This window comes from Alteromonas sp. KC3 (genome assembly GCF_016756315.1).
GTDB lineage: Bacteria > Pseudomonadota > Gammaproteobacteria > Enterobacterales > Alteromonadaceae > Alteromonas.
In genome coordinates this window covers 1,806,786-1,831,407 of sequence record NZ_AP024235.1, presented here as the reverse complement: position 1 = coordinate 1,831,407, position 24,622 = coordinate 1,806,786, and the positions used below count along the sequence as shown (strand labels likewise).

Sequence of the window (24,622 nt, the reverse complement as noted above, 5' to 3'; positions counted from 1 at the left end):
CAAAGGCACGTCCTTTAGCCCGCATCTTTTTATGTATAGGCGTAAAAAATGATTAGGTCAATAAAATATGTGTAGTAAAAAAGTATGATTTTCTTACTATTCATATACTTAAGCATAACTACGAAAAGTATTTCATCCGTGTTTTATCGCTTGTAAATAATCATTCCATTGAAGCACACCGAACTATTATACCAAGCTAACTTAACAATTAAGATAGCTTCTTAAAAAAAGCGCATCATAACTCTCATTGCTTCTATGTTAATATTGCGCTTTGTAATACTTTTTTATTATTTTTACCCTTATCTATTATGAACCTTAGTGCTGTTATTATTGGCTACGTGTGGCCTGAGCCCAACTCTTCCGCTGCTGGCCAAAACATGCTCTCTATCATTAAAAGTATGTGCTCTGCCGGTCACAAAGTAACATTTTTGACTGCCGCTACTGACAGTGAACACAAAACCGACTTAGAAAGTTTAGGTGTTGATAGTCGAGAGATTGCACTTAACTGCAGTAGTTTTGACAGCCTCATTGAAGACCTCGCGCCTGATATTGTTGTTTTTGACCGCTACATGACCGAAGAGCAGTTTTCGTGGCGAGTTAAAGCGTGCTGTCCCAATGCGCTGCGCGTACTAAATACCGAAGACCTCCATAGCTTGCGTCAAGCAAGACACAACGCTGTAAAAATGCACGGTGATGCTAAACTAGCTGACCTCAATACCGAGCTTGCCCAGCGAGAAATAGCGGCAATACTTCGTAGCGATATCACTTTGGTTATTTCAAAGCATGAAATGCAATTACTTGCCGAGCATTATCAAGTACCACGCAGCCAGCTCTTCTACTATCCACTACCTACAGACAAATCAGTGCCTAAATCGCCGCCATTTACTGAGCGCGCACACTTTGTTCATATCGGCAATTTTCGACATGCACCAAATTGGGATGCAGTACTTCAGCTGAAGCAGTTCATTTGGCCTGCAATTCGACAAGCGTTGCCAGACGCTCAGCTTCATATTTATGGTGCCTATCCGCCCAAAAAAGCCACACAACTACATAATGAAAAACAAGGATTTATCGTTAAGGGCTGGGCGAGAAGTGTTGACGACGTAATGCAAAATGCACGTGTGCTACTGGCGCCGTTGCGCTTTGGTGCAGGCGTAAAGGGTAAGTTCTTAGATGCAATGCGTTTTGCCACACCTAGTATTACCACGTGGATTGGCGCAGAAGGTATAGCTGATGATTACAGCTGGCCTGGAGCCGTTTGTGGCGCTGACATAGATCAGGCTAAAACGATTGACGAATTCGCTAAACACGCTGTTGCGCTTTACAGCAACGAAGAAAATTGGACAGCAGCGAGCCAAAAGGCGGTTGAATGCGTAGCGCAATTTTCTCAACAAAAAGACGCCCTTCCCCTTGAGCCTTACTTAACGAACGTAATTGAAAGCATAGCGCACCACCGACAAGGCTTGTTTTTACAAAGTTTATTGTGGCACCAAACATTGACGGCGAGTAAGTACATGAGCCAATGGATTGAAGCAAAAAATAAAAAACCATAGCCAATAGCAAGCTAAACACTCTATTGTATGCAGGTAGAATTAGTCACAAGCACACTGGCAGGGCGAATTTTAGCAAGTAGTTGAAAAGGATTTAAAAATGAAAAATAGCTTTTTTTACCTAGTCGTTTTGGCAATTTGTGGTTGCGCAAACACGCATTCCTCTTATGAAGAAGTTGCAACTAATGAATTTAAAATTACCGCTTCTGGTCCAGCCGATGATGGAAAAGCAGTTCTAGAAAAAGTAATTCTGAAAAAAGCATCTGAATTGTGCAAACATACTGGATTTAAGCTAAAAGCGACTGGACTTGGAGAGGACATCACCTTTTCTGGAATTACAGAACAACCAACAAATGGAAGTTGGCATGGAAATAGCTCTAATACAATTCAAGCCGTTGCCACAGTTATATGTACAAAGCGTTAATGGACTTACTATGTTAGGAAAAATATTTGGTGTTATCTGTTTGGTTATGGGCTTAATTTTAGGTAGTTGGATAGGATACAACCTCTTTATTGAAGCGCTACCGGCAACTGAAGGCAGAAGCCCAGTGCCAGCAATTGGTCTTACTGCAGTCTTCTTTTATGTAGCTTACTCTCGATTAAAACCACAAAAACTGGAAAATTCATGACAATAAGCTGTCTTGATTGTGGATTCTCTGAACTCTATAAGAGAGAGCGTAACACCACTGGAACCTTGTTAGATTTTTTCTTTTAAAGAGCATTACGTGTTTACAAAGTTTATTGAACGGTTTTCTGCAACGCTTTATGTACAAATCTGGGAAAGTCGATTAAAAGTGACCAACGTGACCAATCGCACAGTATTTGATGACTCTCCTACCGTTGTAATACGAACCACAGAAAAAGGCCACAAAGTTATTTCAGGCATTGGTAAAAATGCCGCAAGCACGGTGCAAAAAAATGAAGTTGTCGTAAATCCGTTTTCACATCCTAGAGCACTTCTATGTGATTTTTATGTCGGTGAAAAATTGCTGCAACACGCATTTAAAACGATTTTAAATACTAGTTGGCTTCGCCCACGTCCAAAGGTGATCATTCACCCAATGGAAAAAATAGAAGGTGGCCTTACTGCAATTGAGGAACGTGCATTTACAGAGCTAGCATTAGGCGCTGGGGCTAGCGCTATTGCACTTTATGTTGGCAAGCCTCTTGAGGTACAGCACGTAGATTTCGAGAAATTACAAATAGAACTTAGAACGAGTACTCAAAGTGAACCACCGTCTCAGTCAACCAGCAATGTTGGCGCACTTTTTATTTGGATCGCTATGATTACCTTCGCAATTTGGCATTTTAGTAAATAGAAATCTATCGATGTTGTTGGCTCGTTCACAGTAAACTTGGTATCGTATAAAACGCCGCTACCGAGAGAAAACTGTAAAAATACAATATCGTGATTTCGGGGCTTTGCCCATTATTGAGGATAGAATAATGAATATGAATGCCACTTTAGTTGGCCAACTTGCCTTTGCGTTTGCAATTGTGTGTGCACTTGTTGGTTATTTTTTAGGAAAACGAAAAACCAATCACCCTATACTGCTTGCAATAACTGGCTTCCTTTGTGGCATAGTTCCACCATTCGGCGCGGTATTTATTATGGTGATGGCGCTAAAAAAAGACCGTGTAGATACAAAGGCAGTTTCTAGCAGCCACTGATATACAACGCCAATATGGCCTGCTAACCCAGACCAAAAACGAAGGCAATACTTAACCTACCGTTAGTCGTCGGTTTGTAGACGTTTGATCACTGCTTTTATACCGTTACCCCTAGACTGGCTTAGGTAACGGTCGAGTTGACAAACTTGCAAATACTGCTCGAAATCAAACTGTATTCTCTCCTGTGGAGCAAGGCTATTCGCTTTCTCCAACAGTACAGCCAACACACCGCGTATTATCTTACTTGGAGAGTAACCTTCGAAATGGCCATCTTTATTAAACAGCCACACAGGGCTTTCACAGCCTGGTACAGCTGAGTGCTCATCACGCAGAGACTCATCAAGCGGTGTAAGTCTTTTCCCCGCTAGCATTAGCGTGCGGGTGAATTCATCCCACCCTTTCGCTTTTGCAAGTTCATTTGCTATGGGGGGAAAGTTATTATTTTCTGTCATTTATCAACGAATCGATTACTTATCACGGATAAGGCAGGCCTTATTCACTTAGCGCTGCACTTAAATCTTGTGCGGTCATTACAAGGTTCTCAACATCACTGGTTGTGGGGAACATCACCAACTCTACACCGTTTTTCTCTAGGCCCGGTAGCCAAGTCTGGTTAAATTCATCAAGTGACACATTCACGCTTTGACCATCTACTCCATTGGTAAGTACAAATGCGTTGGCTAAATCGCGATGTGGGAAAACGGGTAGTTGTACGCTTTCACCGTCTTCAAACATGACAAAGCCTTCAGCGCCTTGCACCATCCAAATTTCTTTTGCTTTTAGCACATAAGTTACCACTAGCTCTTGTCGGTCTTCGGCCGAAAGCTTCATTGCTTGCTCTACAACGGTATCGCTCAACTTTTCTGATATTGTTTCTGGAAACACAATTCATACCTGTATTTGATTTTGCGGCAAGTATACCCGCACTATCGAGTGGCGCAATCTACTTCGCGATAAAATGCGTATAACGTATTAAAACCTGATAGCATTACGGCTTGTTATTTAAATAATCAGCCATAGAAAACGTACAAGAATAATTATCATGCACAACATTTTCTCCGCGCTAAAGCAAGGCACACAAGCCAATCACACGACATTAGAAAATACGTACCCCTTTTCGTTATACCACCAAACATCTTCATTTAATGTGACTGTTTATGAAGAGGTACTTTCGGTAATGTATTGGTTTCATAGCGCGGTTGCAGGTGCACTGCAGGAAAGCGCAAAGCGAAATAGCGATCTTTTACCACTGTTAACACACATTAATATTGATAGTGTGCTTGATGCCCTTAACTGCGATTTAGCGCAGCTCAGAGACATCAGCGTATCAAACAGTGTTACGTTAAGTAGTGAGAGTCCAATTCTTGTAGACTTACCGTCATTTTACAGTGATAGCAGTCGTACTATTTCTGCCCTTTATGTATGGTTAGGATCATCCATGGGCGCAAATATCATCGTTAGACGATTAGCGACGATATCTCCTGCTCCACCAACTCATTATTATGCAGCAATGAGTCAGTGTGCTCGTGCATGGGTTACCTTCAAACAACACGTTGAAACCCTCACCCCTTCACTTTCGACAGGAAACCCAAAATTAACACGGCATATTGTTGAAGATGCAAACAGCTGGTTCGCCTATCTCATTGCATTGGGTGAGGCTAAACAATCAACGTCTCTGCCTGTGCAAGCTCAAAAAGCATAAATATACTTAATCTTCGACTCCCTAAAATTGCTTTAAACTTACGCAATTGCATGAATAGCGAATTGGTAATTGCGTTGTTTCTGGTAAACTTGCGCCAAACTTATTAATACAAAAGAACGCATGAAAGTAATCTCATTTAACATTAATGGTATCCGCGCTCGCTTACATCAGCTTCAAGCGTTAATCGATGCCCACCAGCCCGATATTATTGGCTTGCAAGAAATCAAAGTGCATAACGAACAGTTTCCGGTTAAAGACGTAGAGGCTATGGGTTATCACGTATATTTTCACGGCCAAAAAAGTCATTACGGCGTGGCCTTTCTCACTAAAAAAGAGCCAGAGTCAGTAACCATGGGCTTTCCAAGTGACGATGATGATGCACAACGCCGTATGATCATGTTGAAGACAACAGATGACACCGGCAAGCCAGTTACCATTTTAAATGGCTATTTCCCGCAGGGTGAAAATGAAAAGCACGAAACTAAGTACCCTGCTAAGCGCAAGTTCTATCAAGATTTGATGGCTTACCTCAATGGTAATCACACGCCAGATGATCAAGTCATTGTAATGGGTGATGTTAATATCTCACACACTGACTTAGACATTGGTATTGGCGAAGAAAACCGTAAACGCTGGTTGCGTACGGGTAAATGTAGTTTTTTACCTGAAGAGCGCGAGTGGCTAAATACTGTTATCGATTGGGGCTTTGAAGACAGTTTTCGTGCCTTAAACCCGAAAGTAGATGATAAGTTTTCATGGTTTGATTACCGTTCAAAGGGGTTCAATGACAATAGAGGTCTACGTATTGACCTTATTTTGGCGACCAAGCCATTGCACACTAAGTTGACCGAAGCGGGTATCGATTACGTACTTCGAGGCATTGAAAAGCCTTCAGACCACGCGCCAATTTGGGCAGTGTACAGCGACTAGTTAACGTTTAAATTTAACAGGAATTGTAGTGAGCACACTTCAAACCATTGCCCTTTTGGTATACAGCGGCTTTTTAGTTGGTGCACTAAAACACCTTGATGTGGCTCACTTCCTTAAAAGTAAACATCAGCAGCACTTACTATTTGGCAGTGCTGCAAGTTTGTTTGTGCTGTGGCTTTTCAAAGCTGGCATTTACGACGGCTTAGATGTTCATTTTCTTGGTCTGTCTGTTGTAACCCTTATGCTAGGGTTTCGCCTCGCTATAATTACTGCTTTTATTACATTACTGGGTTCAACAGGCGTTGGGTTTAACGCTTGGGAAAATATTGGTGTAAACGGCTTAGTCGGCACTATCCTACCAATAGGTATTACTTACCTGTTTTACATGTTGTCGTTTCATCGTATTACCAGACAATTGTTCGTGTATATTTTTTTATGTGCGTTTTTCCCTGCGGCACTTTCCATAGCGCTAAAAACTCTTACCCTGGGTTTGTTTTACTACACCGAAGGTACTTACCCATGGGATGTCATTTTCGACAACTACGTTTTGCTGATTCCCCTATTGGTATTTCCAGAGGCGCTTTTAAATGGAATGGCGATTACATTACTCGTCATTTATCAGCCAACATGGGTATACACTTTTCACGATAAATTCTATTTAGACAAGTAACGTCTTATCTTTTTGTAAACAACTGCATCCTTCAACGCAACTACAGCAAATTTGAACTAATGTTTAATAAGAAAGTGATAGAAATTTTCCATGCTTTTAGGGGCATTGAAATACTAGTAGGTCTGTATGCAGATAATCACCCACTCTTTAAAACATCATTCAACCGAAGCGCTCAATGTGGAATTAAACCAGCTGTTGAGCACTCACAATTACTCTGTAGTTATCGCCTATAGCAACTGCATACATAATTCAGAGCAACTACAGCAAGTTTTCTGTGCTCATACCACTTCCTTTATGCTGGCCACATCATGTCTTGGCGCTCTGCATTGTAATGCTGAAACGGCAAAAGCAAATGCCGACATCTCCTTATTTTGTATTAATGACAGCCAAGGTGCTTACGGCGTGGGTAGTGCCGCTTTGTACAACGAAGTGACTAATCAAAGTGAGCCTTTCAACGCAGGCGCTCGGGCACTTGAACAAGCCCTTGCGAATGCTGATAGGCCCTATGAAAGTCCAGCATTGATATGGTGCGCGTTACCGCCTGGCGAAGAGGAGCGTATTTTGGAAGGTTTTGCCAGCGTCGTAGGAGAACAAGTGCCCATTTTTGGTGGTTCAACAGCAGACAATACCGTGGAGGGCAATTGGTGCACTGCAACTGCAGATACTTGTGGGGCTAATACAATAGCGGTCTGTGTGTTGTATCCCTCTACTCCACTGGGTTTAAGTTACAGTTCTGGTTACAAACCTACTGAAACTGTGTTTACGGTAACATCAGCACTTGGAAGAAATTTAGCAGCATTAAACGGCCAATCCGCAAGTCAGATTTATAACAGTGCTACCAACAACCTCATTGAAAACGAGCTCAGTGGCGGGCAAATTTTAGGGCTCACGTCATCAGCACCTTTGGGTAAACCCGTCGAGCTGGAAAACGGCGCGTTTAATTATTTGCTTTGCCATCCTGATGAAGTTTGCCTTGATGGCAGTCTTAACGTTTTTTCAGAAGTACACGAAGGTGACGTATTAACCCTCATGGAAGGCAATATTGATAGCCTCACATCTCGGGCAGAACGGGTGATTACTAACGCAATTATGCTTCTTCCGCAAAATAAAACACCTCTGGGTGTGCTTATGATTTACTGCGCAGGTTGTAGGCTTATGGTGGGAGATGCCATTGTACCTATGATTGAAAACCTGCAATTAAAGTTTGACGGTTTGCCCATATGCGGCCCATTCACTTTTGGCGAACAAGGACGATTCCTTGATGGCAAAAACAGGCATGGCAATTTGATGATTTCAGCTGTTGTGTTTTCAAAATGAATAAAGATTACGAAAACGTTTTAGAAGATCTTGCCCTCGTTTATCGACTAAAAGAGCAAGCTGAAGCCCATAAGAAAGAAAGTGATGCCTTGTTAGCGGGTACGCGAGCTTTGCTGACCGCTACCAGCGAACAAGAGCTTTATAAGAAGATGTTTGGAATTTTTAAAAGCCTCTATAACTATGAGGTATGTTTTGTGCTTGAAAACGATAGTAAGGGAAAAATGCGATGCACTAACAGTACTTTTTCGCCGTTGTTAGACTCACTGTGGGACATCGATGAAACATTATCAAAAGCCATAAAGAGCACCCCCGTCGCCCTGTTCAATATCAAAATGCAGCCAACGTGGCAGGCGCACCTTGATACATTCGATATCCCTGTAACCTCGGTGTTGTACTGCCCTTTTAAAGTGCACTCCCAACATGCGGTTATTGTGTTTTGTCACAATACCTTGGGCTATTACACACAGGAATATGTAGATATGGCTAATCGCTATCGTACGTTCACTGAACAAATGGCCATGAGTGTTCAAGCCAAACTCATGGCGCTTGAAACGGTTCGTTTAAAAGAAGAGAAAGCGCAAGTTGAAAAAAGCCTTATTGATTCTGAAAAAATGGCGTCACTGGGGTTGCTCGCGGCGGGTGTTGCGCATGAAATAAATAACCCTATCGCGTTTATTAATAGCAATATACATTTTTTAAAAGACACTTTACCTAGCTTATCGACGATGCAAGATATTGTTGTATCGCTAGCCAAAAGTTCATCAGATCAAGAGCGAGCACAACTAGCTGACCGCGCTACAACTTGGGCGCAACAAAATAAGCTCGACTCGTTAAGTGACGAAATTGCAGATATTTGTGAAGAGTCTGAAGAAGGCCTAATGCGCGTAACCGAAATTATAACCAGTTTGCGATCATTTTCTCACGACGCTGATATTGCAGATGATGAAACAGTTAATGTAGATGACTGTGTAGCACACGCACTGCGCTTGGTGAACAGTGAACTGAAACACAGAATTGAAATATGTCAGTACCTTAATGAACCACCAGCGATTAAAGGTAAAACCGGCAAGTTAAATCAAATATTGGTAAACCTATTTGTAAACGCAGCACAAGCAATGGAAGACGGTGGTACACTTACTATTCGTTCTTGGCACGACAAACAAAATAATACAACGGTTTTGCAAGTCGCAGATACTGGATGTGGAATAGAAAAACATGCGTTACAGAAGCTATTTGAACCCTTCTACACCACAAAACCAACAGGTAAAGGGACTGGGTTGGGACTTTATATCTCTTTTTCTATCGTCGAAGCCATGGGCGGCACAATTTCGGTGGACAGCGAAGTTAACGTTGGCACTACGTTCACCCTCACCTTTCCAACACCTGACTTAATGTAACAGCACCGTATATTGACCGTGAGGTTGACGGCAAAAATAGCCCGCAAACCACTAACTTGTTAGATATAAAAAAGCCCCAGACGAATGTCTGAGGCTTTGATTTTATAGGTAGAGTGCGTACAGCTTACTTTTGAAACAGGATATCCATTACGTCAGCAAGTTCGCCTTTACCTTCGCGAATTTCTTCTTCAGAAAGGCCTGCAATTTCATGTGGAAACACTAACCACTCGTCACTTTCGTTCACGTAGTAGTCTGGTACTAAGTCAGTGGTATTGTTTTGCGGCTTATACCAAGGACACGCAATACGGATGTCTTTTGGCATGTTAAGACGCATAAGTTTATTAATTTGCTTAATAAGTGCTTCTACACTGCGACCTGAGTCGAATACATCATCAACAATAAGCAACTTATCATCTGCGTTTGCGTTCTCTACCAGATAGTGCAAACCGTGAACACGGATCTCTTTAGACTGCTTATTGATACCATAGTACGACGATGTACGCACCGCGATGTGGTCTGTTGACGTGTTCTTGAACTCGAAGAACTCCTGAACCGCGATACCAATTGGAGCACCACCACGCCAGATACCAATAATAAAGTCTGGACGGAAGCCATCTTCATACACCTTTGACGCTAAGCGAAAGGAATCCTGTAGAAGCGATTGCGAGGTGATAAAATTCTTGTTCATGACGTCTCACTGGGCAAAATTTAAAAGACCGCGAGTATAGTGAATTTCAACCAATTTTGCACGGCAAATTCAATGAATTATTCGTTTTGCAGTGCCTGGGACGGCTGAATTTTCATCGCTTTTCTTGCGGGATAGATACTGGCGCTGACACAAAGTAATAGTGATAGCCCAGTTATGCTGACTATCTGGACCATATTCATCTCAATTGGCAAACCACTGCCATCTGCCGATAACGCCAGAGGCGAACCAATAAGTGCCAAAAAATTGTTTAGTTGAAGAGTTACCACTACACCTAACAACAGCCCTATCGCAGCACCTTTTACGCCGTTAAATAGTCCATTTAAAACGAAAATCCACATTATGGTGCTTGGTAGCATGCCCTGTGTTTGCAAAACCGCTATGTCACCTTGCTTTTCGGTTACAACCATTACCAATGCTGACACTATATTAAATGCAGCCACTGCGATAATTAGCAGCAACATCAGCATCATCATATTCTTTTCCATTTTCACGGCATCAAATAATGGCCCTTGACGCTCTCGCCACGTTTTAATTTGCGCGGCGTCTATGTGAAATGATTCGGTTAGCTGTTCAACTACAGCGAGGTAGTTAAATGCATCATCTAAAAACAGACGCTGTGAAATACCTTCTCCTTTAGGGTCACGAAGCAACCTATTTACATCATCAAGATGCATATAAATGACTTTATCGTCCATTTTAGACCCCATATCAAAAATACCCGCCACCGTGACAAGGCGCTGGCTTGGCATTCGACCAAAAGGCGTGTATACGCTGGCACCTGCTACCATTACGCGTATGCGATCTCCTACCCGGGCATCAAGTTTGACCGCAAGTGCTCGTCCAATAACAACATGAAAGCTGCTGGGCGTAATATCTTCGAATCTTCCTTGTTCCAGTTTGTTCGCTACCATGGTATGCATCAGCATTGCGTTTGGTTCAACACCGTGTATCTGTACGCCACGTAAATCCGTACGGCTTTGCACCACGGCTTCTGCTTCGCGAAATGCCATTGAAGCTTTTACACCCACGACTTGGGACTGCGTGTTTAACGGCGTGGCTAACTCAATATGGGGAACAATGCCCAAAATACGTTGCTTCAATTGGCCTTCGAGCCCATTCATTACTGACACGACAATGATTAACGCCATAAGACCAAGCGCAATGCCTGCTACTGAGAAACGGTTAATGAATGAGACAAAGCTGTTCTGGCTAGCTTTATTCGATTTAGCGTAGCGATAAGCAATAAATGCAGAAAGCGGATAGAAAGAAGAAAACATAGCGCCTTGTTTTGAAAGTAATACGGTAATATGCCTCGCCATTCACTATGCTATTAACCATGACGTAAAAAGCTGGCGAGAGTGGATTTATGTTGCAAAGCAGTAAACCCGAAATAGTAAAGTGGTTATACTACGTGTAAGCTACTGGCTGCACAAGAATTAGTGGCAGAGGAATGAAGTGAGCGAGCAAAGCCTAGAACAAAAACAAGCCCAATTCGATGAATATTTTTCAATCACGCATGGTATTAATGTCAATGTACGTGCGCTTGAAAAAGGCGAACCTGTACCCGATGAAGAGGGAATAGAGGAAGCAATGCCCTATGCGTTTCGCATTGCCAGCGAAATGGCGGCAATTGAAGCTCAAGCGCTGCGCCCGTTGCGGAATTTAAGCGAACACGCAGAAACCTTAGCCGATTACCTCAATCATCAATCGCGAAAAATCGACCTTATGATGTCGTTTGTGCTTCATCAACAGGACGAACCTGAATATCGCTTTAAGTCGGTCAAGTTTGGTGGCGGTGGCGTTATTGTCGACATGCAATCGCCACTAAACGTAGGACAGCACGCTGAACTTAAATTATTTCTTGATGCCGAAGCTGCCGCAATTTTTTGTTATGGCGAAGTCATTAGTTGCGAGCAAACTGACACGGGTTATCATACTGCGTTTATATTTACGACTATTCGCGAACCCGATCAGGAATTACTTGTACGGGCAAGTTTGCACATTCAAACATTGCAGCTTAGAAAACGGGCACAGGAAAAACGTTCGGGATCCTAAAAGGTACTTTTAGCAGTATATATCGCCGTATTAATTGGTATTACGTGAATTTTAAAAATAGGAAGTCATGACAGCTAGCTTATTATCGCTGCCTTTACCAGCGCCGAAAAAAGACGCATCATCACAAGATCATAAACAGTGGGGTCAACTACAAGGTAGTAGCGCCGCGCTGTGTATTAGCCAGGCGCTAAATCAGTATAGTGGTCCTATTGTACTTATTACTGCAGATACGCCTTCTGCCATGAAACTGGAAAAGGAAATAGCATTTTTCCTAAAAGGTGGCGTAGGCGATAACAAGCGACTGGCTAATACACCGATTACGTTGTTTCCTGATTGGGAAACACTGCCCTACGATTCATTCTCACCCCACCAAGATATTGTTTCGCAGCGTCTTGAAACCCTATTTCGATTTACCCAACAGGTAGACGGTATTTTCATTGTGCCGGTTAATACGCTGATGCAGCGTTTGGCGCCTACCGATTACCTTGCCAAATATCTGCTAATGCTAAATAAAGGAGATACGCTAGATAGGGATCAATTTAGGCGCAACTTAGAGCAAGCTGGTTATTTGCACGTTAGCCAGGTAATGAGTCATAGCGAATTCTCTGTTCGTGGCAGTATTATTGATTTGTTCCCAATGGGGAGCGACCAACCGTTTCGCATAGATTTATTTGACGACGAAATTGACTCAATTCGCTATTTTGATACCGAGACACAACGTTCGGGTGAAGCGGTTAATGAAATTCGCTTGTTGCCGGCTAGAGAGTTCCCCACAGACAAAGACGCTATTACGTTATTTCGACAAAATTTTCTGGCGAAATTTGATGCTAACAACGCGTCTGAAAGCGTGTTTGCTCAAGTTAGTAAAGGCACCATGCCAAGTGGCGTTGAATATTACCTCCCACTCTTTTTTGAGAAAACCGCCACCTTATTTGACTACTTGCACCCTAAAAGTTTGTTATTGCTACATGGTGACGTGCAAGATGCCAGCGAGTTTTTTTGGGCCGATGTGCAAGAGCGTTACGAGCAATATCGCTATAATTTAGCACGTCCCCTACTCGCCCCTGACGAGCTATTTTTACCAATAAATGAGTTATTTGGTGCCATTAAGCAATGGCCTCGGGCATCGCTTTCCAGCAAAGTATTAGATGAGAAAGCCGGCACCACTAACCTTCAGTGTGAATTGCTTGACGATATCGCCATCAACGCGCAGAAAAAAATACCTGCCGAACGCTTGATGGCAACCGTACAAAGCGCCACCGCAAGTGGCGCTAAAGTGCTATTTTGCGCTGAAACCCAAGGCCGTCGGGAAGGTCTACTTACCGTGTTGGCGAAAGCGGGTATTAAACCTACGCTCGTGGATGACTTTAATACGTTTATCGGTAGTCACGATACCATTGGCATCACCGTTGGCATGGTAGAGCATAGCTTCAGATGGCAAAGCGAGGAAGGTGAACTATTCTTTATCACCGAGACCGAGTTACTAGGTCACAAGGTAAGCCAAAGACGTTTGCGCGATAAAAGAACGGCCACCGATGAAAGTGCCATTATTCGCAATCTAGCAGAGTTATCTATTGGTCAGCCTGTAGTGCATTTAGATCACGGTGTTGGCCGCTATTTGGGGCTACAAACTCTTGATGCAGGCGGCGTTGCCACCGAGTATTTGTGTATTGAATACGCCAAACAGTCAAAGCTTTATGTTCCGGTTGCCTCACTGCACTTGATTTCACGTTACACAGGCGGTGATGCAGACAGTGCGCCGGTTAATGCGCTGGGGTCGGATGCTTGGAGCAAAGCGAAACAAAAAGCAGCAGAAAAAGTGCGCGATGTTGCCGCCGAGCTGCTCGACGTTTATGCCCGCCGTGCAGCGAAGCCCGGATTCGCCTACAAAATAAACTGGGACGACTACCAGTCGTTCGCTGATAGCTTCCCGTTTGAAGAAACCCCTGACCAAGCGCAGGCCATTGCTGCCGTTATGCATGATATGGGCAGCCCATCGGCGATGGACCGCCTTGTATGTGGTGATGTGGGCTTTGGTAAAACGGAAGTTGCAATGCGCGCCGCATTCCTTGCCGCCAATGCCGGTAAGCAAGTTGCCATTTTGGTCCCCACTACGCTGCTTGCACAACAACACTACGAAAACTTCAAAGACCGCTTTGCAGCTTGGCCTTTTGAGATTGAAGTGATGAGCCGATTTGTAAGCGGTAAAGCACAAAAATCGGTAATAGAGCGCATTGGTGAAGGTAAAGTCGACATTGTTGTAGGCACACACAAGCTCCTATCGAGTGACATCAAGTACAAAGACTTAGGTCTAGTGATTATCGATGAAGAGCACAGATTTGGTGTTCGTCAAAAGGAAAAACTGAAGTCGTTAAGAGCCGATGTAGATATTCTTACGCTAACCGCAACGCCTATTCCTCGTACACTTAATATGGCCTTGTCTGGCATGCGTGATCTTTCCATCATTGCCACAGCACCAGCACGACGCCTATCGATTAAAACCTTTGTGCAGCAGCGTAATAAAGCCGTTATTCGCGAAGCGATTATGCGGGAAATTTTACGTGGTGGTCAGGTATATTTCCTTCACAATGAAGTAGATAGTATTGCGCGCACTGCTGAAGAAATTGCCGAAATTGTACCTGAAGCCCGTATTGCCGTGGGCCACGGCCAAATGCGCGAGCGTGAATTAGAAGGCGTTATGAGTGATTTTTACCACCAGCGGTACAATGTACTGGTATGTACCACGATCATAGAAACGGGTATCGATGTCCCCAGTGCAAATACCATTATAATGGACCGAGCGGATCATTTAGGCTTAGCTCAGCTTCACCAATTACGAGGCCGCGTGGGTCGTTCGCATCATCAAGCCTATGCTTATTTGCTTACGCCACACCCTAAACGCATGACAAAAGATGCGGTGAAACGTTTAGATGCCATCTCGCAGCTAGAAGATCTAGGCGCTGGGTTTGCCCTTGCCACTCACGACCTTGAAATACGTGGTGCGGGTGAGTTATTAGGTGACGACCAATCAGGCCAGATTGCCAGTATTGGTTTTAGCCTGTACATGGACATGTTGGATAAAGCGGTCAATGCTCTTAAAGAGGGGCGAGAGCCATCATTAGAAGACGCCACGGCCGGACACACTGAAGTTGAGTTGCGAATACCCGCGTTACTACCGGAAGATTATATCGCTGACGTTAATACGCGTTTATCACTTTATAAGCGTTTAGCAAGTTGTCAGTCGCAAGACGATATCGATGAATTTCAGGTTGAATGTATTGATCGCTTTGGTTTGCTCCCTGAACCGGCTAAAAACCTCATTGAAGTGGCTGAAATTAAAATAAAAGCGCAAGAAATTGGTATTCTTAAAGTAGACTTGTCTGCCCAAGGCGGTACCATAGAATTCAAAGAAACAACAAAGGTCGATCCAGGTTATATCATTAAGCTGGTTCAAACTAAGCCAAATACATTCAAGTTTGAAGGAAGCCAAAAACTTCGCTTAGTAAAACAGACCGATACCGCTAAAGCGCGAATTGCGTTTATTAGCGATATCATTGCCGATTTTGTAAAGGAGTCGCGGTAACATGAAGTTAATTCGCTGGTGTTCGTTGATTGCATCATTTAGTGCACTTTTAGCCAGCTCCGCTCGTGCAGATGAACCATGGTGGTTCGACGTAGAAGTTATCGCGTTTAAAAGAAACGTTGCGCTAAGTGAACTTGAAGAGCAATTCACCTTTGCCGACACGTTACATGCACCTCGCGCTGACGCCGACCTTATTGGCGATGTTATTTCGCCTGATATTAGCTGGCTCAAACAAGGGTTGGCCGTTTGTGACGTTGATACTCAACCCGCATGGCCCGCATTCCCCTCGCTTGATATTCCACGTAGCGATGTGGACTTCTTGTCTTTGCCACCGCATGTTTTAAGCGGCAATGAAACTGACGATATACATGAAGATGAGCATAGCAAAGTCGTAGCGGATCCCTATCCTGTTAACGATAGCGCGCTTGGTTCAGTCTCTTCAGCCACGGCAACGTCTGAGGTGAGTAGCGGTGATACAGATTCTGAACAAGTTGCAACCTTCAACGATGCACAGAATCAAGGGCCCGATGCACTTGAATATGAAAGCGCACTTGAGTATGACAGCGCACTAGCCTATGACGGTGCTCTAGCTCTAGACCAAGAGAAAGCAATCGGCCCAGATGCCTTTGCGATAGCAAAATATTGGTTGTCTTTTTTCGGTGTGAATAAAGGCGACGTTTTTAGTAATGAAAACGAAAATACACCTTCTATCACAGTACCAGAATTCACATACTGTAACGTGCAAAAGCCTTGGCTTAACGTGGAATCACACTATGACTCTGTTACGTGGAAAGTGGACATCCCGAACAACCGCTTACCCGCACCCAGTAGTTTACCCATTATTATCGAAGGTCACGACTGGCCATTAGCATCAAAAGCCCACTTGCTTACGAGTAACCAACAGTCTTTGTCATCAATATCTCGACAAATTCGCAGCAGTCGAGAGCTTGAGCGGCTATTTCATTTGACCTGGCGCCAGCCTGTTTTATTTGGCAAAGACAATGCGTTTGATGTGCGCCTTTACGGTGGAAAGAATTATTCAAGTGAGTTTGAGTTAAGCGGTGAGCAGCGTAATGACGTCACTACCATCGATGAGAATACGGCAGAAATTAGCGCCACTCATGCCTCTATCGATGAGCTGTTTAACAATGGCGTGTTGTCTTCACAAACACAGCCGTTGGAGAATAGTAACGAGCCGACAGTTAGTGCACTTAAAGATATATTCGACGACTTAGAAAAGCGCTTGGCGGCCCCTACTCCTATCGATTACAGCGAGTTTAAGGCGTTAGATGAAACGGTAATGTCTGATGCAAGCGAAGATGAAGCATCGCGAAATGCTCTACGTACACCTATTTGGGAAATTGACGGCACCATGAAGGTGTTTCTCAAGTACATTAACCGCGTGCCCTATTTGCATATTGATAGTGACATGTTTTATCGACAACCCGTACCAGAAACTTACTTAGGCGGCGATGAAAACGAACTATCCCTTGATGAGTCAACAACAGCTCATAACGTAACCTATAGACTTGCCTCAGTACCTTTGGCTGAACAGCGTCGCGTCATTAGCACACAGTTGCATTACTTCGACCACCCTTTGTTTGGTTTTGTTGTTCAGATCCGCCGTTACAAGCGTCCTGAAGATGACAGTAATGCGCAATAATTGAAAGGCAAATATATTTCATGAAAATTTATACACGCACAGGTGATAAGGGTAGTACACAAATTTATGCCGATAAGGCAGTACGTGTGGAAAAAGATGACTTAGTCGTAAAAAGCTACGGCGACATTGATGAGCTAAACAGCCATATTGGCTTATTGGCCGCAACGGTCTCGGTACAACACAAACCCATGCTTCATGATATACAGCGCAATCTTTTTCAGGCTGGATTCGCCATTTCAGCTAGCTCAACGCTAACGGATAAAAACATAGATGCGCTTGAAACACTTATCGACACATTAACGGCGAAAATGCCCTCTAATACTTCTTTCGTGTTGCCCGGTGGTAGCAGAGCAGCAGCCCAAGCTCACGTTTGCAGAGCAGTTTGTAGACGTGCAGAAAGAGCGGTAATTAGCCTAACCAAACATTACGACGTTCCTGAAGTCGTGCATGCTTATCTCAATCGCCTTAGTGACTTTTTGTTTACGTTTGCACGCTTTTTAAATATTGAGGCAGGCGTAGAAGAGGTGCCTGTATAACGTACTTTGTACTTAGCAAAGTGCGTTATACAAGTGTATGAAAGGCAAAATTAGAATCTAAATGTACCTAGTAGCGTTGCAGAGCCTAGGTTGCCATCATCGGTGTCGTAACCCAAGCCAAAGCGAATTGAGGCATGTGGGTTAAACCAATAGTCAGTACCCAGCTCAATAACGTTATCAGACCCAAAGCTGTCGTTGTTTTCGTAAATTGCGCTCACGCCAACGCTCCAGTTTGCCTTAACGTAATAATTGGCATCGATTTCAATTGATAGATCATCGTCAAAGTAAGTACCTCGGGCTTGCACATCCCAACCCGGTGTAAAACTGCGCATTTGTGTACCAAAGCTGCTATATCGTGCGAACACACTTACGCTAAGTTCATCGTCACTTCTTGTAATTTTATCACCTGAGCGGAAGAAGCTTTCTTCATAATCATAGAAATCGAAGCCCGCACCATATTCCCAATGATCATTAGCGAACGTAGATACGTCTAGACCAAATCGGTGCAACGTTTCTTCATAGTTACGTGAATCGTTAGCGACGCTTCCGTAGCGCCCTCTTAGCACCAATGAGTTTGAATAGAACCACTCACCATTCACGTTAATTGCATCGAGGTTATCAATACCAAAGTAATCAACTGAAACATTATTGGTACGCTGTAGATAAGGGCTGATGGTCCAAGGTTGCTCGTCAATATCGACTGACTCAAGATAGTAGCGGTAGCTAACACCAACAAAGTTGTCATCAGCATCTCTGACGTCAGCAAAGCCAACACTCACTTCATGATTAATGGGCACCGACTGTGCAAACGCACATGGTGTAAGTGATAATGCTAATAAAGAGGTAGAAAAAACCCGTAAAAACATAGAACGTCCTTGTAGCAAACGTGTTAGAGATTTAGAAAGCTAGAGTATGGACGTTCTTTTCTGAATGGAAGCTGAACACACGCCGCAACTGGTTAATAAACAAGCAAATATTGCATGCAGATTGCTATAATATAAGTTGCTGAACTATCGTTCATTTAGGCGATTAATTAAATGTATTGCATCGTCATAATCTTGTCTTATACCCAGTTTAAGGGTTCGCCCGTAAAGTGACAAAACTCGCTCACTTTTTTGAATATCTTTGGGCAATTGAGACGACACCCTCGCAACTAAACCATCCAGAATCTGTTCAGCGCCTTTGGGGTTGTTGCAGGCTAAAACCATATCGCACCCCGCATCAAGGGCAGCTTCTGCGCGCTCTAGATAGCCGCCAGCAACACTAGCGCCATGCATCGATAAGTCATCAGAAAATATCGCTTTCTGAAAACCTAGGTTCTCTCTGAGTACCTGCTGCAACCAATAAGGTGAAAACCCCGCAGGTTTATCACAAACCTGAGAGTAGATAACGTGGGCAGGCATTACGCCATCAAGCAAATTGCGTTCAATGAGCCGCTCAAATACAACCATATCTGTTTGCCGTATTTCGTTGTACTCTCGCTCATCCACTGGCAAAGCAATGTGTGAATCAGGAGCGACACTACCGTGCCCTGGGAAATGCTTGCCTATTGCAGGCATATTTGCTGATTTCAACCCTTGAATAAGTGCAGTAGCTAAGCGAATAACGTCATCTGCATCATCGGCAAACGCCCTATCACCTATAACTTGCGACACGCCGTTAACATCGAGCACGGGGGCAAAGCTAAAATCGATATCAAGCGTTTTGAGTTCGTAAGCAAGCGCCAGCCCGCAAGCTTTTGCGTACTTTTCGCTTTCGTCTTGATGTTCAGACTGCCGCATAATATCGCCCATTGCGGGTAGTGCAGTAAAACCATCGCGAAAACGCTGCACTCGTCCTCCCTCATGATCAACGCCTATCAATATAGGGCGTTTGGCATAACGGCGAATATCTTGAATGAGTGCAGCGAGCTGCTTTTTATCATGATAGTTTCGAGCGAATAAAATTAAACCGCCTACCACGGGGTGTGCTAATTTTTCTTTCTCTTCGCTCTGCAATTCTTCAGCATGGCAGTCGAGCATTAAAGGGCCCACGAGCCCCCCTTGTAAGCTGTCATAAAACATCACTTCAAATTTTGTAAATCTCTGGTTAGGATAGAGAAAAAAAGGGAGTATTACACGTGTTAAATTGGATCAAATGGCTTGTAATTGGTTTATTGACCATACTCGCCCTTGCCGTCGTTTCCTTGTACGCTTCTCTTAGCCTAAGTTTGCCCTCACTAGATGGTAACAGTAATACCTATCACGTGAACTCTGTAACAGAACTCAGCCGTGATGCAACCGGATACGCCGTTATAAAAGCTGACGATATTTTTGATGTCGCTTACGCTCTTGGTTTTGCTCATGCTCAAGATCGCTTTTTCCAAATGGATCTTCAACGAAGAGCCGCCTCAGGCAATTTATCTCAATGGGTTGGAAAGGTAGCGCTGGAACGAGACAAAAACATTCGCTTCCATCAATTTGCTCAGCGCGCCCGCGTTGTCTATGAAAACCTTCCCGCTCGACAGCAAGAATTATTAGTGCGTTATGCCCATGGTGTTAATGATGCATTAGCGGAAATGACAGTTCCACCTTTTGAATATTTAGCTGCTGGAGTACAACTAGAGCAATGGCATCCAACCGATAGTATTTTGGTGGTGTACAGCATGTACCTGGACCTACAAGGTAGCCAAATTAGCTTAGACATGGCCCGTACCATGCTTAAAACACTGTACGGTGATGAAATATATAATTTCATTACTCAGCCAAGTCACTACCAAGCTGCGCTAGATGGAAGCGAAACACCGCTGTTTGACCAAGCCATTCCCACCTTTCCTGATAATGCAGCAGATGCCAACGACGATAAAAACGCAAGCGTCGCATACACTGGTACCGAGCTACCGGATATTGGAAGTAATAACTGGGCTGTGACGGGAAAGCTCACCACCACGGGTTCAGGCATGCTGGCCAATGATATGCACCTTGGCCTTCGAGTACCCATTATATGGTATAAGGCACAGCTAAACTATGAAGAAGCGGGTGAGCAAGTTCAGGTAACCGGCGTGTCGTTACCCGGGTTGCCTGGCATTGTCGTAGGTACCAATAATCATATCGCGTGGGGCTTCACAAATGCCAATGTCGATAATGTTGATTGGATAGCGTTAGATGATGATACGCAAACACAACCTTACACTCGACGTATTCCGTTACCGGATGGCGAACATACTTACACTATAGAAGTAAGCCAATTTGGGCCTGTACGTGTGGTAAACCAAAAGCGATACGCGCTCAATTGGGTAGCGCACCAGCCGTTTGCGGTAAACTTGGGTATTATCAATCTGGGGGCAGCTAAAAACCTCACTGAGGCCATGTCGGTGGGTAAAACCATTGCCATTCCTACACAAAACCTCGTTATTGTTGACGAACTCGGCAATGCGGGCTGGATGCCTGGTGGCGCTGTAATGGATCGTGAGAGCGCAAGTTATGTCGCCATTTCAGAACAATCACTAAAAGCTGATAGCCCCAAAAGAGCGACGAATTTGCCGTCGGTCGTGAACCCTGAACACGGTAGAATATGGACGGCAAATGCGCGCGTGATTTCTACACATGATTTACCACGACTAGGCGATGGTGGCTATGCGCTTGGTGCTCGTGGTAGACAAATTCGCGATCGCTTATTTGAAAAAGATAGTTTCACTGAAAATGATTTCTACGCGATTCAACTGGATAATCATGCCCAATTCCTCATGCCATGGCATAACCTTTTATCAGGGTTGTTGCAGGTACAAGATGTTGAATTTAAGCCAGACCTTGCTTATTTGAATACCTGGAACGCATGTGCTTGTGAAGATTCTGTGGGTTATACATTAGTTAAACACTTTCGTAGTGAAGTTATTCAAACGCTTTTCGGACGTATTTTGCAGTCAATAGACCGAAAAGGGGTTAATAGCAGAACGCTACTTCGAGGTATTGAACCGGCTACGTGGCAACTCATCCATGAACAACCCAGCAGTTGGCTACCAAAAGGCACGGACAGCTTCGATGAACTTTTGGTCGACGCCTATCGAAGGGCTAAACACAAACTTCTTGATACCTATTCCCCCGTCGAAGCAGATATGGAAACGCTAAACTGGGGTAACGTAAATAAGCTGCGTGTTTCTCACCCTTTTGCATCTCAAATTCCGTACATTGGACAATACCTGAATATGCAAACCGTTGAGGGCTTCGGTGATACTTATATGCCTGCTGTGCAATCGCCAAATTTTGGCGCATCGCAACGATTGTTTGTAAGCCCCGGCCATCTAGAAGATGCCATTTTAACCTTGCCTGGGGGCCAATCAGGGCATCCGCTTTCACCTTATTACACGTCGGGTTTCAGTGATTATGCAACACACACTGCTACCCCACTGTTGCCAAGTGATATTGAACACACTCGCTTATTTTACAAAAAAGAAAATGAATGACGCCCGCTATAACGCTATTGCAGAAAAAAGGTGTTAAACACCACGTACTCAAGTATGAACATGACACCAACGCTTCCTCTTATGGGCTAGAAGCGGTTGAGAAACTTGAACTGGATGCAAGCACCGTATTTAAAACCTTAGTGGTAAGCACTGACAAAGGGTCGCTTGCCGTTGCAATAGTGCCAGTAAATCGAAAGTTAAGTGAGAAGAAGATGGCAAAAGCCTTGGGGGCCAAAAAAGTCACAATGGCAAAAAGTGAAGACGTCATAACCTCAACAGGGTATGTGCTCGGTGGGGTAAGTCCACTAGGACAAAAGAAAATACTTACTACTGTTATACACGACAGTGCCGAAGCACTGTCAGCCATTTATGTTAGTGCAGGAAAAAGAGGATTGGAACTTTCTCTTTCTCCCACCACACTGGCTATGCTAACGCAGGCAACCTTTGCTGATATTACCGCTTAGCGCGTGCCGAGCTTTGACGCTACTGCATAACGATTTTAGCCTTTCGGCACATCAACAATAGCGCGAATGAGAATAGCGCTAACGCACTAGGCTCTGGCACTGATTGTATTCCCACTCTTGATATAAACGCCCCTGAACTGGGTAGTATAGTAGTTAACACTGTGTGATTATCACTTTCAAAGTTACTGCCATAGAAGCGTATTGACGTTAAAGCATCTGCGCCTGTTTCTGCGAAAAGGTTCACAAAAGCAAAAGGCTCCCACGATGCGTGATAATCATCTCTTGAATCAGGATTTCCCCAAAATGGATTGCCAAAGTGCTCTGGTGTGAGCGCAGGAGAATTCAAAATATCAGAAGTGGTAAATTCTAATGTTTCAGACACTGTGTTTACTGTAAGTTTGTTACCTGCATCGCCAGCACTCCACCAGAACCCGAAATAGCCGACTGGGTTGTTAAATGTGAGCTCTATCGCTCCGCCAGCAGGAATAAACAAATAGTTTCCGTTTCCATCCGCCCCACCCCATTTATTCGCGCCATTTATACGAACGCCGCCTTGTAGCGCTCGGTATACGCCAAAATCAGTGATGATATTATTTGATATTCTTCCCCTTGACTGCCTATCAAAAGTCTCAACGTTCGACGCGCCAGCAGGGCCTACTGCAATATCAGGGTCAGACAGCGTGAAAATGAGCCCTGCAAAAAGAGGGGATGAGAAAAGGCATAAACTTAAGGCAAACAAAGCAACTACGGTTTTCATCTTTAGCTCCAAGGCTGTTAAACACAGAATGTTTACCTTAGATAGCTATAGCCATGCCAAAACCTCAACGCATTGTTTACATTGAATTTATTCCGAAAACAGTACTATTTCGGGCTACTCCCCATATTGTTTTTTGCTTTTTGCGAAGCACTTTGCGACAAAAATGGAATATCTAAAACTGAGTTAATTAGAGCAATATGGCTTAGGCTATTGTTCTAACTTTTCAGCTTGTTCACGCCATTGCTGCTTGGCTTTATTTAGCGAGACGTCGTCTACCGTGTTTGAGCCTGAAAGCGTTTTAGCCATCTGCTCGATAATGGCATCACGCTTTTCGATTAAGGCATCGGTTCTTGGAAATAAGTCTTTTGCTTCTGGGTATTGTTGTTTAAGGCTTTCAACTTCCTCGAGGGAGTAATAGCGGGCTTCAAAAGCTTCGTTGTATAACTGTCGCTTTGCATTAAAGACTACATAGTCTTTTGCCGTTTCTGATTTGAGATAGTCCAAATCTTGCTGAGAAAGATTAGCGGCCTCACCTACATTTACCGCCTGCTCTAGCCACTGTTCAATGGCTTGAGTATTTTTCTCTTTTACCGCAGTTTTCACACCGGCTTGCAAATCGCTCGCATGCAAGATTTCCATTACGGTAATTAAAGGCACTTCTGCCGCTTGTTGATCCCGCTTATCGGCATCTGAAGACAAATAGGCAAACCACGAAAGCGCCGCAACTACTACAGCAACAACAATAACAAGCGCTTTTTTCACACTTACCTCCATAAATACTGCATAAGGAAACCAGCGCGAATGCGCTGCTTTATAAGAAGCAATACAAAAAGAGCGAGAAAGCTCGCTCTTTTATATATTGTAACGACCTAGTGATTACTGGTCGATAGGTGCTGAGTTTTCAACTCGGCTTTTCAGTTTTTGACCCGGGCGGAACGTTACCACTCGGCGTGCTTTGATAGGAATGTCTTCGCCCGTTTTTGGATTACGGCCAGGACGTTCGTTTTTATCACGCAGGTCAAAATTACCAAAACCTGACAGTTTTACTTGCTCACCAGATTCTAGAGCGCTTTTAATTTCTTCAAAGAAAAGCTCTACCAGATCTTTTGCATCGCGTTTATTGATGCCTAATTTCTCGAATAGGTGTTCAGCCATCTCGGCTTTGGTCAATGCCATA

General features: G+C 43.9%; 26 protein-coding genes. 17 read left to right on the top strand and 9 right to left on the bottom strand.

Annotation, left to right across the window (positions count from 1 at the left end; translation table 11 throughout):
- Window positions 1–308 precede the first annotated feature (308 nt).
- The 6 genes from JN178_RS08230 (at window position 309) to JN178_RS08205 (ending at window position 3,221) form a co-directional block, all read left to right on the top strand.
- Window positions 309–1,553 carry a glycosyltransferase family 4 protein gene (locus JN178_RS08230; protein ID WP_202265191.1) on the top strand — a complete coding sequence of 415 codons (1,245 nt, stop codon included), beginning with the start codon at window positions 309–311 and terminating at the stop codon, window positions 1,551–1,553.
- A gap of 97 nt (window positions 1,554–1,650) precedes the next feature.
- Window positions 1,651–1,974 carry a hypothetical protein gene (locus tag JN178_RS08225; protein ID WP_202265189.1) on the top strand — a complete coding sequence of 108 codons (324 nt, stop codon included), beginning with the start codon at window positions 1,651–1,653 and terminating at the stop codon, window positions 1,972–1,974.
- Window positions 1,975–1,984: 10 nt separating this feature from the next.
- Entirely contained in the window at window positions 1,985–2,179 is a 195-nt protein-coding gene (locus tag JN178_RS08220; RefSeq protein ID WP_202265187.1) for a hypothetical protein, read from the top strand.
- Entirely contained in the window at window positions 2,176–2,265 is a 90-nt protein-coding gene (locus JN178_RS20310; RefSeq protein ID WP_202265185.1) for a zinc ribbon domain-containing protein, read from the top strand. The genes JN178_RS08220 and JN178_RS20310 overlap by 4 nt, the downstream gene beginning before the upstream one ends.
- Before the next feature lie 10 nt (window positions 2,266–2,275).
- Window positions 2,276–2,869, top strand: coding sequence for a rod shape-determining protein (locus tag JN178_RS08210; protein WP_202265183.1), 594 nt, complete (start codon window positions 2,276–2,278; stop codon window positions 2,867–2,869).
- Between the two features lie 127 nt (window positions 2,870–2,996).
- Complete coding sequence (locus JN178_RS08205; RefSeq protein ID WP_202265181.1) at window positions 2,997–3,221, top strand: hypothetical protein; 225 nt, start codon at window positions 2,997–2,999, stop codon at window positions 3,219–3,221.
- Window positions 3,222–3,283: 62 nt separating this feature from the next.
- Here the strand turns inward: JN178_RS08205 and JN178_RS08200 are convergent, their stop codons facing one another.
- Both JN178_RS08200 and JN178_RS08195 read right to left on the bottom strand, forming a co-directional pair.
- Window positions 3,284–3,673 (bottom strand): SufE family protein, encoded by a 390-nt coding sequence (locus tag JN178_RS08200; RefSeq protein WP_159625079.1) that lies wholly within the window; start codon window positions 3,671–3,673, stop codon window positions 3,284–3,286.
- Between the two features lie 40 nt (window positions 3,674–3,713).
- The gene (locus JN178_RS08195) at window positions 3,714–4,106 is read right to left on the bottom strand and encodes a DUF2750 domain-containing protein (RefSeq protein ID WP_159625081.1); all 393 of its coding nucleotides are present in this window, start codon (window positions 4,104–4,106) and stop codon (window positions 3,714–3,716) included.
- 157 nt (window positions 4,107–4,263) lie between these two features.
- Here JN178_RS08195 and JN178_RS08190 point away from each other — a divergent pair, with 157 nt between their 5' ends.
- From JN178_RS08190 to JN178_RS08170, 5 genes are all read left to right on the top strand, one after another.
- Window positions 4,264–4,923, top strand: coding sequence for a biliverdin-producing heme oxygenase (locus tag JN178_RS08190; protein ID WP_202265179.1), 660 nt, complete (start codon window positions 4,264–4,266; stop codon window positions 4,921–4,923).
- Between the two features lie 120 nt (window positions 4,924–5,043).
- Entirely contained in the window at window positions 5,044–5,853 is an 810-nt protein-coding gene (gene xthA, locus JN178_RS08185; RefSeq protein WP_202265177.1) for an exodeoxyribonuclease III, read from the top strand.
- Between the two features lie 28 nt (window positions 5,854–5,881).
- On the top strand, window positions 5,882–6,523 hold the full coding sequence (locus JN178_RS08180; RefSeq protein ID WP_159625087.1) for an energy-coupling factor ABC transporter permease: 642 nt from the start codon (window positions 5,882–5,884) through the stop codon (window positions 6,521–6,523).
- Between the two features lie 126 nt (window positions 6,524–6,649).
- Window positions 6,650–7,840: an FIST signal transduction protein gene (locus JN178_RS08175; protein ID WP_202265175.1), complete on the top strand. Its 1,191-nt coding sequence runs from the start codon at window positions 6,650–6,652 to the stop codon at window positions 7,838–7,840.
- Entirely contained in the window at window positions 7,837–9,237 is a 1,401-nt protein-coding gene (locus JN178_RS08170) for a GAF domain-containing sensor histidine kinase (protein ID WP_202265172.1), read from the top strand. Before JN178_RS08175 ends, JN178_RS08170 begins: the two co-directional genes overlap by 4 nt.
- 124 nt (window positions 9,238–9,361) lie before the next feature.
- Here the strand turns inward: JN178_RS08170 and JN178_RS08165 are convergent, their stop codons facing one another.
- Complete coding sequence (locus JN178_RS08165) at window positions 9,362–9,925, bottom strand: phosphoribosyltransferase (RefSeq protein WP_202265170.1); 564 nt, start codon at window positions 9,923–9,925, stop codon at window positions 9,362–9,364.
- A 77-nt stretch (window positions 9,926–10,002) separates the two neighbouring features.
- The gene (locus tag JN178_RS08160; RefSeq protein ID WP_232369726.1) at window positions 10,003–11,265 is read right to left on the bottom strand and encodes a lipoprotein-releasing ABC transporter permease subunit; all 1,263 of its coding nucleotides are present in this window, start codon (window positions 11,263–11,265) and stop codon (window positions 10,003–10,005) included.
- A gap of 136 nt (window positions 11,266–11,401) precedes the next feature.
- Here JN178_RS08160 and JN178_RS08155 point away from each other — a divergent pair, with 136 nt between their 5' ends.
- From JN178_RS08155 to JN178_RS08140, 4 genes are all read left to right on the top strand, one after another.
- Entirely contained in the window at window positions 11,402–12,001 is a 600-nt protein-coding gene (locus JN178_RS08155; protein WP_159625097.1) for a PilZ domain-containing protein, read from the top strand.
- Between the two features lie 67 nt (window positions 12,002–12,068).
- The gene (gene mfd, locus JN178_RS08150) at window positions 12,069–15,584 is read left to right on the top strand and encodes a transcription-repair coupling factor (protein WP_202265168.1); all 3,516 of its coding nucleotides are present in this window, start codon (window positions 12,069–12,071) and stop codon (window positions 15,582–15,584) included.
- Between the two features lies 1 nt (window position 15,585).
- The gene (locus tag JN178_RS08145; protein WP_202265166.1) at window positions 15,586–17,247 is read left to right on the top strand and encodes a CsiV family protein; all 1,662 of its coding nucleotides are present in this window, start codon (window positions 15,586–15,588) and stop codon (window positions 17,245–17,247) included.
- Between the two features lie 20 nt (window positions 17,248–17,267).
- Entirely contained in the window at window positions 17,268–17,783 is a 516-nt protein-coding gene (locus tag JN178_RS08140) for a cob(I)yrinic acid a,c-diamide adenosyltransferase (RefSeq protein WP_202265164.1), read from the top strand.
- 50 nt (window positions 17,784–17,833) lie between these two features.
- On the opposite strand, the gene JN178_RS08135 is transcribed toward JN178_RS08140, so the two are convergent.
- Window positions 17,834–18,649: a putative porin gene (locus tag JN178_RS08135; RefSeq protein WP_202265162.1), complete on the bottom strand. Its 816-nt coding sequence runs from the start codon at window positions 18,647–18,649 to the stop codon at window positions 17,834–17,836.
- Window positions 18,650–18,793: 144 nt separating this feature from the next.
- Window positions 18,794–19,804 (bottom strand): beta-N-acetylhexosaminidase, encoded by a 1,011-nt coding sequence (gene nagZ, locus JN178_RS08130; RefSeq protein WP_202265986.1) that lies wholly within the window; start codon window positions 19,802–19,804, stop codon window positions 18,794–18,796.
- Between the two features lie 98 nt (window positions 19,805–19,902).
- On the opposite strand from nagZ, the gene JN178_RS08125 reads away from it, so the two are divergent.
- Together JN178_RS08125 and ybaK are read left to right on the top strand one after the other, a co-directional pair.
- The gene (locus tag JN178_RS08125; RefSeq protein WP_202265160.1) at window positions 19,903–22,224 is read left to right on the top strand and encodes a penicillin acylase family protein; all 2,322 of its coding nucleotides are present in this window, start codon (window positions 19,903–19,905) and stop codon (window positions 22,222–22,224) included.
- Entirely contained in the window at window positions 22,221–22,688 is a 468-nt protein-coding gene (ybaK, locus tag JN178_RS08120; RefSeq protein ID WP_202265158.1) for a Cys-tRNA(Pro) deacylase, read from the top strand. Before JN178_RS08125 ends, ybaK begins: the two co-directional genes overlap by 4 nt.
- Window positions 22,689–22,707: 19 nt before the next feature.
- Here the strand turns inward: ybaK and JN178_RS08115 are convergent, their stop codons facing one another.
- The 3 genes from JN178_RS08115 to ihfA form a co-directional block, all read right to left on the bottom strand.
- On the bottom strand, window positions 22,708–23,445 hold the full coding sequence (locus JN178_RS08115; protein WP_202265148.1) for an Npun_F0296 family exosortase-dependent surface protein: 738 nt from the start codon (window positions 23,443–23,445) through the stop codon (window positions 22,708–22,710).
- A gap of 207 nt (window positions 23,446–23,652) precedes the next feature.
- Window positions 23,653–24,207, bottom strand: coding sequence for a hypothetical protein (locus JN178_RS08110; protein ID WP_202265146.1), 555 nt, complete (start codon window positions 24,205–24,207; stop codon window positions 23,653–23,655).
- A 114-nt stretch (window positions 24,208–24,321) separates the two neighbouring features.
- Entirely contained in the window at window positions 24,322–24,621 is a 300-nt protein-coding gene (gene ihfA, locus JN178_RS08105) for an integration host factor subunit alpha (protein ID WP_131094149.1), read from the bottom strand.
- Window position 24,622 lies beyond the last annotated feature (1 nt).

What these genes read in the sequence shown, in the direction of transcription:
- JN178_RS08230 (WP_202265191.1), top strand. Translation starts at nt 309, where the DNA reads ATGAACCTTAGTGCTGTTATTATTGGCTACGTGTGGCCTGAGCCCAAC.
- JN178_RS08225 (WP_202265189.1), top strand. Translation starts at nt 1,651, where the DNA reads ATGAAAAATAGCTTTTTTTACCTAGTCGTTTTGGCAATTTGTGGTTGC.
- JN178_RS08220 (WP_202265187.1), top strand. Translation starts at nt 1,985, where the DNA reads ATGTTAGGAAAAATATTTGGTGTTATCTGTTTGGTTATGGGCTTAATT.
- JN178_RS20310 (WP_202265185.1), top strand. Translation starts at nt 2,176, where the DNA reads ATGACAATAAGCTGTCTTGATTGTGGATTCTCTGAACTCTATAAGAGA.
- JN178_RS08205 (WP_202265181.1), top strand. Translation starts at nt 2,997, where the DNA reads ATGAATATGAATGCCACTTTAGTTGGCCAACTTGCCTTTGCGTTTGCA.
- JN178_RS08200 (WP_159625079.1), bottom strand. Translation starts at nt 3,673, where the DNA reads ATGACAGAAAATAATAACTTTCCCCCCATAGCAAATGAACTTGCAAAA.
- JN178_RS08190 (WP_202265179.1), top strand. Translation starts at nt 4,264, where the DNA reads ATGCACAACATTTTCTCCGCGCTAAAGCAAGGCACACAAGCCAATCAC.
- xthA (WP_202265177.1), top strand. Translation starts at nt 5,044, where the DNA reads ATGAAAGTAATCTCATTTAACATTAATGGTATCCGCGCTCGCTTACAT.
- JN178_RS08175 (WP_202265175.1), top strand. Translation starts at nt 6,650, where the DNA reads ATGCAGATAATCACCCACTCTTTAAAACATCATTCAACCGAAGCGCTC.
- JN178_RS08170 (WP_202265172.1), top strand. Translation starts at nt 7,837, where the DNA reads ATGAATAAAGATTACGAAAACGTTTTAGAAGATCTTGCCCTCGTTTAT.
- JN178_RS08165 (WP_202265170.1), bottom strand. Translation starts at nt 9,925, where the DNA reads ATGAACAAGAATTTTATCACCTCGCAATCGCTTCTACAGGATTCCTTT.
- JN178_RS08160 (WP_232369726.1), bottom strand. Translation starts at nt 11,265, where the DNA reads ATGGCGAGGCATATTACCGTATTACTTTCAAAACAAGGCGCTATGTTT.
- mfd (WP_202265168.1), top strand. Translation starts at nt 12,069, where the DNA reads ATGACAGCTAGCTTATTATCGCTGCCTTTACCAGCGCCGAAAAAAGAC.
- JN178_RS08145 (WP_202265166.1), top strand. Translation starts at nt 15,586, where the DNA reads ATGAAGTTAATTCGCTGGTGTTCGTTGATTGCATCATTTAGTGCACTT.
- JN178_RS08140 (WP_202265164.1), top strand. Translation starts at nt 17,268, where the DNA reads ATGAAAATTTATACACGCACAGGTGATAAGGGTAGTACACAAATTTAT.
- JN178_RS08135 (WP_202265162.1), bottom strand. Translation starts at nt 18,649, where the DNA reads ATGTTTTTACGGGTTTTTTCTACCTCTTTATTAGCATTATCACTTACA.
- nagZ (WP_202265986.1), bottom strand. Translation starts at nt 19,804, where the DNA reads ATGCTCGACTGCCATGCTGAAGAATTGCAGAGCGAAGAGAAAGAAAAA.
- ybaK (WP_202265158.1), top strand. Translation starts at nt 22,221, where the DNA reads ATGACGCCCGCTATAACGCTATTGCAGAAAAAAGGTGTTAAACACCAC.
- JN178_RS08115 (WP_202265148.1), bottom strand. Translation starts at nt 23,445, where the DNA reads ATGAAAACCGTAGTTGCTTTGTTTGCCTTAAGTTTATGCCTTTTCTCA.
- ihfA (WP_131094149.1), bottom strand. Translation starts at nt 24,621, where the DNA reads ATGGCATTGACCAAAGCCGAGATGGCTGAACACCTATTCGAGAAATTA.